Origin of the sequence: Hyella patelloides LEGE 07179 (genome assembly GCF_900659865.1) — a bacterium.
Lineage (GTDB): Bacteria > Cyanobacteriota > Cyanobacteriia > Cyanobacteriales > Xenococcaceae > Hyella > Hyella patelloides.
In genome coordinates this window covers 1-9674 of the sequence record NZ_LR214036.1, presented here as the reverse complement: position 1 = coordinate 9674, position 9674 = coordinate 1, and the positions used below count along the sequence as shown (strand labels likewise).

The 9674-nt window shown below is 37.2% G+C and carries 10 protein-coding genes, 1 tRNA gene and 1 pseudogene; 5 read left to right on the top strand and 7 right to left on the bottom strand.

Going from position 1 to position 9674, the window contains the following annotated elements:
- Positions 1–207 (top strand): transposase (locus tag H1P_RS40000; RefSeq protein WP_186375824.1); only part of this gene is annotated, 207 nt, incomplete at its 5' end.
- Here the strand turns inward: H1P_RS40000 and H1P_RS27400 are convergent.
- Positions 192–704: a hypothetical protein gene (locus H1P_RS27400; RefSeq protein WP_144873721.1), complete on the bottom strand. Its 513-nt coding sequence runs from the start codon at positions 702–704 to the stop codon at positions 192–194. The two genes, H1P_RS40000 and H1P_RS27400, sit on opposite strands and share 16 nt — an antisense overlap.
- A 116-nt stretch (positions 705–820) precedes the next feature.
- On the opposite strand from H1P_RS27400, the gene H1P_RS39055 reads away from it, so the two are divergent.
- Positions 821–946 (top strand): hypothetical protein, encoded by a 126-nt coding sequence (locus H1P_RS39055; RefSeq protein WP_281291243.1) that lies wholly within the window; start codon positions 821–823, stop codon positions 944–946.
- A gap of 408 nt (positions 947–1354) precedes the next feature.
- Here H1P_RS39055 and H1P_RS27395 read toward each other — a convergent pair whose 3' ends face one another.
- Entirely contained in the window at positions 1355–2845 is a 1491-nt protein-coding gene (locus H1P_RS27395) for a sugar transferase (protein ID WP_144873719.1), read from the bottom strand.
- A 118-nt stretch (positions 2846–2963) separates the two neighbouring features.
- Here H1P_RS27395 and H1P_RS27390 point away from each other — a divergent pair, with 118 nt between their 5' ends.
- The gene (locus H1P_RS27390; RefSeq protein WP_144873717.1) at positions 2964–3461 is read left to right on the top strand and encodes a TolB family protein; all 498 of its coding nucleotides are present in this window, start codon (positions 2964–2966) and stop codon (positions 3459–3461) included.
- A gap of 1 nt (position 3462) precedes the next feature.
- Here the strand turns inward: H1P_RS27390 and H1P_RS27385 are convergent, their stop codons facing one another.
- Positions 3463–5949 carry a M10 family metallopeptidase gene (locus tag H1P_RS27385; RefSeq protein WP_144873715.1) on the bottom strand — a complete coding sequence of 829 codons (2487 nt, stop codon included), beginning with the start codon at positions 5947–5949 and terminating at the stop codon, positions 3463–3465.
- A 451-nt stretch (positions 5950–6400) separates the two neighbouring features.
- Here H1P_RS27385 and H1P_RS36595 point away from each other — a divergent pair, with 451 nt between their 5' ends.
- Positions 6401–6544: a hypothetical protein gene (locus tag H1P_RS36595; protein WP_186376173.1), complete on the top strand. Its 144-nt coding sequence runs from the start codon at positions 6401–6403 to the stop codon at positions 6542–6544.
- Positions 6545–6731: 187 nt separating this feature from the next.
- Here H1P_RS36595 and H1P_RS27380 read toward each other — a convergent pair.
- The 3 genes and pseudogenes from H1P_RS27380 to H1P_RS27370 all read right to left on the bottom strand — a co-directional run bounded on the left by H1P_RS27380 (position 6732) and on the right by H1P_RS27370 (position 8416).
- Positions 6732–6816 (bottom strand) — tRNA-Ser (locus H1P_RS27380).
- Positions 6817–6947: 131 nt separating this feature from the next.
- Positions 6948–7625, bottom strand: a pseudogene (queC, locus tag H1P_RS27375) (7-cyano-7-deazaguanine synthase QueC); the annotation flags it as partial.
- Between the two features lie 158 nt (positions 7626–7783).
- Positions 7784–8416 carry a 7-carboxy-7-deazaguanine synthase QueE gene (locus tag H1P_RS27370; protein WP_144873710.1) on the bottom strand — a complete coding sequence of 211 codons (633 nt, stop codon included), beginning with the start codon at positions 8414–8416 and terminating at the stop codon, positions 7784–7786.
- Positions 8417–8716: 300 nt separating this feature from the next.
- On the opposite strand from H1P_RS27370, the gene H1P_RS27365 reads away from it, so the two are divergent.
- Positions 8717–9118 (top strand): fasciclin domain-containing protein, encoded by a 402-nt coding sequence (locus tag H1P_RS27365; RefSeq protein WP_144873708.1) that lies wholly within the window; start codon positions 8717–8719, stop codon positions 9116–9118.
- Between the two features lie 61 nt (positions 9119–9179).
- On the opposite strand, the gene H1P_RS27360 is transcribed toward H1P_RS27365, so the two are convergent.
- Positions 9180–9554, bottom strand: coding sequence for a GNAT family N-acetyltransferase (locus H1P_RS27360; protein WP_186376172.1), 375 nt, complete (start codon positions 9552–9554; stop codon positions 9180–9182).
- Positions 9555–9674 lie beyond the last annotated feature (120 nt).

The following is a 9674-nucleotide window of genomic DNA, read 5'->3' as shown; positions in this document are numbered from 1 at the left end:
GTAGGAGCGAGAGTTTTAGAGCTTTCCCCCTATTCTCCAGAGTTTAATCCCATTGAACACTGGTGGTCACAGCTAAAGGCTTTCTTGAGGCAGTTCTCTCCCAGAACTTCCAAAAGGGTTGATACCCTGATTAAAATAGCGATGGATTTAATGAATCCCCAACATCTGCGTAACTGGTTTGCCCACTGCTGCTACTGTCCCTTATAAACCTGCAAACCGCTGTATATCCAATCTTGGAGTTTTTCTTTTTGGCGATTTAACTCATATAATCCAATTCTTCCTAACCATTGTCTGATGGTACTATAATGAGGAGATTCTGTTTTAAAGTTTTGAGATAAAATCTTCATGGTCTTAGCAAATCCTCGATAACTATTGCCAGTTTCTAGGATTTGCTGGATACATACCTGTATAGTTTGAACTTTATAATGATGCCTTTTTACTTGAGTCAAATTTTCAATTAGGGTTTCTGCTCCTCTTTCTTCAGAGATTTTATACTTTTTTGGTTCTTGTTTTTCGAGCTTTTTTTCTAATTCTTTCAGCCTTTTTTCGGCTTCTTTCGCTCTAGTTTTCCAATTATCTCTACTTATTTTCAAAGAGCGAATTGTTTGCTCGTATTCGCGGATTTTTTGCTGTTTTTTAGCTGCATTGTGTTTCCAGTTATCTCTGCTTCCTATCAAGTACCTAATTTGGCGGCTTACAGGCATTTTAGACTTTTCTAGGCTCACTGGTAGGCTAATTTCCTTTTGACATAAAACTTGCTTGTAAATTTACCTGGCTTTTTCCTGAAAAGTCAACACCCTAGCAAGAAGGTTGGCAATGGTTGGATTATTATAAAGCGGGTCGAGTTTTAGCAATAGATGAAACAGACCAAACTTGGGAAGAAGTCCGCATCGATTTTGCCAGTCCTGATGGCAAAATCGATGCGGTCATTATCAAGCTAGAGTAGAGATGAGCGATCGCATTACTGTGATGGGAGAGTCTGACGATGAAACCTCATTTCGAGAACTGAAGCAATATGTCGTCAGGTTAAAAATAAAGGATTAATTAGATTTATGGACATAAATCAAGAATACTAGCTGGAAAAGAAGCTTTAAGCTCAAAAGTTGGAAGACTTATCTTATATTTATCAACAATAGCTAGATAGATAAATAATGTTGAACGAATTTTTCAAATCGTAGAAACTATTTCTATTCCTCTGGGATAAACTCTTGAGTCTTTTAGAGGTGTAACATGAATATAACTTATTTATTTGATTCTTCTGAAGCTTGCGTTCGCCTTCTAGAAAATAATTTTGTGATTTACTGAATTGTTTCTTTCTTCATAACTAATAAATAATAATTCACAACTGCTTAAATTATCTTCCTTTACCCAAAATCACTACTCTGACGGTTTTAAGTGAGATCGCTGCATCTAAGACTAAGGAGTAATTTTTAATATAGTAGAGGTCGTAAGCTACTTTCTGATAAGCATCTTCTACAGAAGCACCGTAAGGATAGCAAACTTGCGCCCAACCTGTGATTCCTGGCTTAACTAGGTAACGCAAATCGTAATAGGGGATTGCTTGGCGTAGTTGACTATCAAATTCAGGACGTTCGGGACGAGGACCTACTAAACTCATCTCTCCCTTAAGAACATTCCATAACTGGGGTAATTCATCTATTCTGGTCATACGGATAAAACGACCGCTTCTGGTGATTCTGGGATCTTTTTCTTGCGCCCACTGAACGCCCATTTTTTCTGCATCAGAACGCATGGAACGAAACTTGTGTACTTTAAATTTTTTGCCATTTAGTCCTGTTCTTACCTGAGAATAAAAAATCGAACCAGGACTATCTAATTTAACAGCGATCGCTATAGGGATGGTAACGGGTAAAGAAACCAGAATTAGTATAGCAGCCAATACTCGATCGATCGCTTCTTTTAGCTTGACATTCACTGGGTTGTGCAGAATACTAAAGCCCGATGAGAAAGCAAACCAATCATCTTCGATACAAGCGGGAGGAATTTTTTGCCAAAACTGCTCGCAAAAATCAGCAAAACTATAAACATAGATGCCTCTAAGACGCATTTCCATTAAATCTCTAATAGTAGATTGAGAAAGCTCTTGATTACTATCACTAATTAAAACTCCCGACCAAGATTGTCCACTCCAAAGTTCAAAATTATCTAAAGTATCGGTTTTAAAATGAGAATTAGTTGTATTTTTAGAAATGACCGAGAGGGATGGCGAAGTCTCCTCGCCATATCCAATCGAGGTGTTGACCTCTGCTTGTATCGAATTGCCAATTACTCTGCTATTTTTGAAAGATTGATTCGTTCTAGCCTGAGATGTTGATTCTCGCAAGAGGACAAATTCAGCTTGGCTCTTTTTTGTCTGATATTCTTGGGCAAAGTTAGCTGTTTTCTCGCTATCTCCCAAAATTAGAAAGCGACTGCGCTCTTGGTTTCTGCTAGCCCATTTACAAGCAATTGTTCTACAAGCGATCGCCCAAGCCGTAAAAAAACTAACTGTGATAAATAAAATTCCACGACCCACAATAGGAGAACTACCCCATAAACCAGTGAGATAAATCAAGCAAGTTATACCAAAAACCGTAATGATGATTCCCAGTAAAACTCTTTCTGATAGCCAAAAGCCCGATACTTTCTCTGTCAAACGATAGGTATCAGTTAGATATAGTCCTAGTAAATAAACTACAATTAAACCATAGGCTAAAGGCGATCGCCATTGATGGATTTCCTCAAAACGCAAAGTAAAAGCTAAATTAAAACCAAGAATTAGCCCGCAAATATCGCTAGCAAATACTAGCCAAGTAACAGTAGAACGAGAGCTAGAACTGTTCATGATTAAAAGTAACTAAAAATAACCTATTCTGGCAGGGCAATAATGTTTCATTCTACATTGACAGATTGTAAATTGGTCAGTAATTATCCCTACTTTAGTTTATCTTCATGAATAATAGATGAAAAAACTGCAAATTAGCTACTATTTTTTGTTGTTTTTAATACTTTTTGGATTGGTTGTTGGTTGCCAAAGTTTTAATGCTGTTACACCGCCACTACTACCAGGAGGGATCAATAGTAATTCTCCTGAAGAATCTCCTGCTTACAGTAGTGATGGCAATTATTTGGTTTTTGCTTCGGATCGCCGTGGTCAAAGAGATATTTTTCTATATGATTTGCAGCAAAATCAATTAGTCTCTCTACCAAATCTTAATCGCGGTAACTCCAGTCAAGATCGACCAGCGATTAGCGCAGATGGTCGTTACATTGTCTATGTTTCTACTGAACGAGGCAAAACTGATATTTTTTTATACGACCGAGAAACCCAAAAAGCAGAATTATTGACTGCTAACATAAAAGGCTCGGTAGACAATCCGACAATTAGTGGAGATGGTCGTCAGATAGCCTTCCAAGCCAGTCAATTAGGACAATGGAAAATTGTGGTAATTGAGCGTTAATTTAAATAAAATCAGTTTCTATTGCCATGTTATCTTCTAGTAAACTGTCTTCTGCGATCTCGCTGAAAGCGAGGCGCTGCGCGATCGTAGAAGATAGAGGATCGTAAGCTTGAGCGGTTAAAATTCCGCTTCCTCCAATAGCGAAAAAATCAACATCTTCTGTAGTGTGTCGAACTTCTCCATCGGCACTTTTATCTTCTTCAATTTTAATCTTAATCGTGCTGCCATTTGCTCCAGCGATCTCGCGATAACGTAGTCCTGAAGCATCTGAACCATCATAGGTAGCGATGGAAGCTAATAAATTGGGTGCAGTGTCAAAATCGTCCAAATCTAATTCGTGCCAATTATGAGTGACGACATCTCCTGTATTACCAGCTTGATAGGTAAATCCATCCCACTCTCCCGAACCAGAATCAATAGCTAACCAGCCAATAGTCTCTTCTGAATGACCAGAATATCTTAAAGCTTCTTCTTCTTCCATAGTGACGGAAAAACCATTAGCATCAGCATCTTGTTGGCGGGTACGTACAAATTGGTTGTCGTTGTTAGTTTGTACTTGGCTTAAAACTGCTGGTGTTTCTGTAAAGTCATTATTAAAGCTAATATTTTCCCAACCAGAAGAAGTTACTCGATCGGTATCTAATGTGCCAACTTCTAAGAGAGTACCATCTTCTAATTGCCAAGTACCTGCTTCTACTACCATGTAGCTAAAGCTTTCGTTTGTGTGCCAACCGTTTTTGTATTCAGCTTCTTGTAAATAGAAAGAAATAGTATCGTTTGCGCTATTAATATCAGTAATACGTACTACAGAAGGGTCTGCTCCATTATAAGAGAGAGGTTGAGCAAAAACTACAGGATTCTCATAGTTATTCTGTAAAGTAATCGTCTGCTCATTGTGGTTGAGATTAGTGATTTTGCCAATTTCTGCGATCGCAACGTTGGTAGTTTCATCAATAGTTTCTATCTCTGGCGAGTCTGGCTCTAACAAAATACTGAGGCGATTAGCTTCTGGAACAGCAAAATAGTCTTCTACAGTAACTGAACCATCACTACCTAAATCAATCACTAAATTATCCCCTGCGGGTGTTTGAGTGACATTAGACTCACTATAACTAGATAGGTCTAAAGTATCTAGCTCATCAGTATCTCTTAAAATATCATTTCCAACCCTTGTACCTACTGTATAGCCACTAAAAGTATTTGCCACAGCATTAGCCACAATCGTATCGTTACTACGAGAATTAATTACGTTTTCGATGGTCATCTCATAAGCCAAGGATGTTCCGTACTTATAATATGTTTCTCCACTATTTTTGGTAACCTTTTGTGCATTGGCGATTAGCCAACCTCCTTCGTTGAGGTCAAATAAGTAGCCACCACTTTGTAAGCTCAAACCAGAAAAGTCCAAAGTATCAGTTCCTGCACTATCCCAAATAGTTTGTTTAACTCTATGGGAAGTGGTAAAAGGAGATTGACCATTTACTGTGTAAACATCTGTGGTTGTGCCAAAAACATAAGTCTCATCGCCAGTATTATGATCTGCTGCACCGTAAACGTGCTGTAAAGCTGCAATATCATAAGGCATAGCTGTCCCCGCAGAATTTCCTGTGAAATCATAAGTCATGACTGTATTAGACATATTGTCTTTCCGAGAATCTAAAGAATCACCATCATCACTACTGTGCGGATGCTCTAAACCTAAAGCGTGGAAAGTTTCGTGAATTAAAGTTGTATAACCATGTCTACCAGGATCGTTTTGAAACCCATTAGTGTTGGTAGCGTGGTCGTAAGAGGTTCTAAGATGAACATCACCAGCTAAATCGTAACGACTACCAAAAGGAAGATAGGCATAGGCGTAGCCAGGGTTATCGGATAACATATAACGAATCTGCCCATAAGTACCAGTCTCACTTTCATCTACCTCAACAAATTCGAGATCGGCAAATGTTTCGACTAAATTTAAAATCTCTCTGACGTTTGTTTTGACGGCTTCACTCACTTCACTAACATTTGCTTCGTTTCCATAGTAATTATTAAAAACACTATCGTCGTAAAAACTATAAGTAATAGTGTTATCACTCCATGCATAGGTAGTTAATAAAGTATCGATAACATCTTGAGATATATTACTGGAAGATGCAGCAGCAGTGTCTAAAGGAGAAACAAATAATCCTGATTCCGAATTTTCTGGTGCTGATTCTCTACAGCAACTAGAACAATTACAGCTTAAAAGAACAGAATCTTCTTGATTATTAACTACACTGAATTTTTGATCGATCCAACCATTTTTACGTTTAATAAGATTGAGATCACTGACATTATTTTCTTTTGCATTAGAATTTGCAGAAACTACCTCATTCCCATCAAAAGTAAGCCTTGAATTCTCTTTTTGTTCCAATTGCTTGGAAATACTGTTCTTGTTTTTTAATAATTCTTTTACTAAATTAGTATCTTTTTCTTCGTTGAAAAGTAAGCCGTAATGAAACATCTGTTTATATATATCTTAGGTATTAAAATTGCTTTAACCTAAGTATATAAAATGCAATTAGTATTTTGTAATTGGAAAATTACTGATTTTAACAAATAAAGTTAAAGTAAATAATTAGTATTTGAAAGCTAGTTTTAAAGCGATCGAGATCACAGCAGGTAATTACTAGGTCAAAAAAAGTTTAATTACAATAGTAGTTAATATAAAGTTAGTAAAAATTACCACGCCCTTCGGGCTGAAGTCAGGAGTCAGGAGTCAGGAGTCAGGAGTTAGATAAAGCCCGAAGTTGGAGTATGCGCCTCGCCTTTAAAGGCGAAGAGAAACAAAATATATTCAAGTATTGAATCCTCTGACTTCAGGCAGAGGTAAAACGACTGACATCACGACTTCAGATTTCTGACTTCGTGAACATACACAATAACTACAAAAAATTTTATTAGTTCAAGAAATAATGAACCAAAAAATTGCTTTTATCAGACTAAAGTTAATGGTTGGCTCGATGGCTACAAACCTAGCCTGTAAAGGCTATATCATGACAGTTTGGAATAGCACAATCATCGCTCTGGAAGCAAAATTACGGCAGCAGCAGGGGTAAAAATCGTTTCTGAACAGAAAAAAGCTGTAGTTAATGTGAAGACAATATTGATGTGTATAAGTGATGTTCCTTATATAAGACAAGCTCTCCCAAGAAATACAAGATTCATCAATGGCTCTTTATGGATTCCAGGGACGGCGTTGGTGACTGCGTAATGCTTTTGATGCAATACTGTTAAAAATGAATACGGAGAGGGTGGGATTCGAACCCACGGTACCGCAAGGTACACTCGATTTCAAGTCGAGCGCGATCGACCACTCTGCCACCTCTCCAGAATAAGGCTTTAATATCATAACAAACTTGAGTTATTAGGCAAGCTATTGTTAAGAAGGATTATCTAGAAAGGATGAAGTATGAGGGATGAAGAGGAATAAATGCCAACTTAGAAATCGCTGATTACTAATTAATAATTACTGCTGATTAAATCCGATCGCCCTGCTGCGATTAAAGCATGATCGCGGATACGACAAGAATCACATACGCCACAGGGTTTTTCTCCTCCTTGATAACATGACCAAGTTTCTGCAAGAGGTACACCTAGGTTTAAAGCACGTTTCACAATATCTACTTTGGTGTCTTTTACTAGGGGAGCTACCAATTGGATAGTATTACCTTCAATCGCAGTTTTAGAAGCAAGATTTGCTAACTTTTGATATGCGTCTAAATATTCAGGACGACAATCAGGATAACCAGAATAGTCTACTGCATTAATACCTAAATAAATAGCTGTTGCACCTGTAGCTTCGGCTAAGGAAAGAGCGATCGCAATAAAAACGGTATTCCTCCCTGGTACATAAGTAGAGGGAATCACATCAGGTTGCACTCCTTCTTGGGGGATCTCTAAATTAGTATCGGTTAAAGATGAGCCTCCCCACTGAGAAAGATTAACCTCAATAATATGGTGCTGCTGAATATTTAAAGCTTGAGCAATTTTAGCTGCTGCTTGTAATTCTTTCTCATGGCGTTGACCATAACGGAAAGAAAGGGCGATCGCTTCATAACCTTCTTTTATAGCGATCGCTGCGGTGGTGGCGGAATCTAAACCACCAGAAAGTAACACTACGGCTTTTTTCATCTTTTTGTTCGTTGCTCGTTGCTCGTTGCTCGTTGCTCGTTGCTCGTTGCTTGTTGCTACTTACTAATCGTTCATTGTTTCTCCTCTGCACTCTTTTGCACCCCTGCACCTCTGCTCCCTTTCTCCCCTGCACCCCTTCGCTTCCTCATCCCTCATCCTTAAAATTACCTGACTTGCAATAGCTTGTGAGTTTGCAGACTGATACGCCATTGGGGATTTTTTAAAATGTATTTAAAAATTAAGTCTTTACTTTGGGGAGTATTCCATTCTGGTTGTAGATATTTTACGGTTTCAGGAGGTACTAATGCAGACTGTTGTTCTGCCCACTTAAGATCGTACTCATTAACAATTACTACTTTTAACTCATTAACGTGGGGATAAATGCTGGAGTGGGGTGCTTTAAATTGTTTGGGGGAAAAAGTTACCCAATCGAATTCGCCACTGAAAGGATGCGAACCAGAGGTTTCTAGGTGGACGGGAATATTCTGCTCTCTAATGGCGGTAGTTAGGGGGGTAAGATTGTGTAGTAGAGGTTCACCACCTGTTATAATTGCGATCGCTGGCTGGGCTTGTTTAACTTCTTCTGCAAGCTCTAAAACAGATCTTTTGGGGTGAGGTTTTGCATTCCAAGATTCTTTAGTATCGCACCAAGGACAAGCTACATCACAGCCTCCTAAACGAAGAAAAAAGGCACTAACTCCAGTGTAATTTCCCTCTCCCTGTACTGAATGAAAGGTTTCTACTATGGGATAGGTTGTTATTTTTTCTGCGATCGCATTTGTCATTTCATTGAGCATTTAACTTTCATCATTTATCCTATCACTTATCAATAATTGATGAGAACGAAAAAACCTTTTTTTTCTTGTATTCAATGTATATAAATGTCAATTTTTTTAATGATGAATCAATTATTTTTGCTGTAGATAAATTTATTTTTATTGAGGCTTAAAAAACAAACAAATAATCCTTAGTACTTAATATTTGATATTTAATAAGTAGTAAAAATTATAATGATTGTTTTGATTTCTGTAATCTTGTAATTTATAATTAATGGAAAATGATAAATTAAGCTGGAATTACGCTTAAAATTTAAAAATATGGCTGATATTGTTGATATTGCGGTAAGTACAGAAGGTTTTAGCACATTAGTAACTGCGGTCAAGACTGCTGATTTAGTTGATACTTTAAAAAGTCCTGGCCCTTTTACAGTGTTTGCTCCTAATGATGCTGCTTTTGCCAAGCTTCCCCCAGGAACAATTCAAACTTTAGTGCAAAATGTTCCCCAATTAGCAAGAATTCTTACCTATCACGTGGTTTCAGGAAAGCTAATGCAAGCAGATTTAGCAAAACTTGATTCGGTTATTTCTGTAGAAGGTTCACCAATTTCAATTGATTGTTCTGATAATTTTGAAGTTAAAAATGCTACCGTAATCGCAGCAGATATTGAAGCAGATAACGGCGTTATTCACGTTATTGATAATGTCATTTTAATGGGATAGTTTCTAATGGGATGGGAATAGCCCATCCTGATATTTTTGATTAATCAAATTCAAGCAAATATTATTTCTTTAATTCGGAAAAACGGAGCATTATAATACAATCTAACCCAATTGATAGATATTGATGATATCGATTAATTAAAAAATCTGGAGCATTGTTAGGGTTGATTTTTTGAAAATCAGCTTTGTTATAAAATCTCTCTAAATAACTATAAGGTAAACAATAACAAGGTGTTGTTTCTAAACAATTACTGGCTAAAAGTAAAAGCCTACTACCTATGTTTTGATGTTGCCATTTTTTAGATATTTGCATACCACGAAGAACAGTTGTTGTAAATTCTTGACAGATTCTTACAACACCAATAATTTCATTGTCAATTTCTGCAATAAAAGCTGTATCTAATCTATTTAAGCCACCGCCATAGTTACAACCCACATTCCGCACTTTGAAATGTAGTACAAAATCAGACAGAAAAAGGATCGCTACATCTAAGTAGAATTACTCAAGAAAAATTCGGGCAAAAAGTGAGAAAATTATTCATGTAAGGACAAAGAA

Bases quoted from the DNA above. Each gene is read 5' to 3' on its own strand.
- H1P_RS27400 (WP_144873721.1), bottom strand. From the start codon at position 704: ATGCCTGTAAGCCGCCAAATTAGGTACTTGATAGGAAGCAGAGATAAC.
- H1P_RS27395 (WP_144873719.1), bottom strand. From the start codon at position 2,845: ATGAACAGTTCTAGCTCTCGTTCTACTGTTACTTGGCTAGTATTTGCT.
- H1P_RS27390 (WP_144873717.1), top strand. From the start codon at position 2,964: ATGAAAAAACTGCAAATTAGCTACTATTTTTTGTTGTTTTTAATACTT.
- H1P_RS27385 (WP_144873715.1), bottom strand. From the start codon at position 5,949: ATGTTTCATTACGGCTTACTTTTCAACGAAGAAAAAGATACTAATTTA.
- H1P_RS36595 (WP_186376173.1), top strand. From the start codon at position 6,401: ATGAACCAAAAAATTGCTTTTATCAGACTAAAGTTAATGGTTGGCTCG.
- H1P_RS27370 (WP_144873710.1), bottom strand. From the start codon at position 8,416: ATGCTCAATGAAATGACAAATGCGATCGCAGAAAAAATAACAACCTAT.
- H1P_RS27365 (WP_144873708.1), top strand. From the start codon at position 8,717: ATGGCTGATATTGTTGATATTGCGGTAAGTACAGAAGGTTTTAGCACA.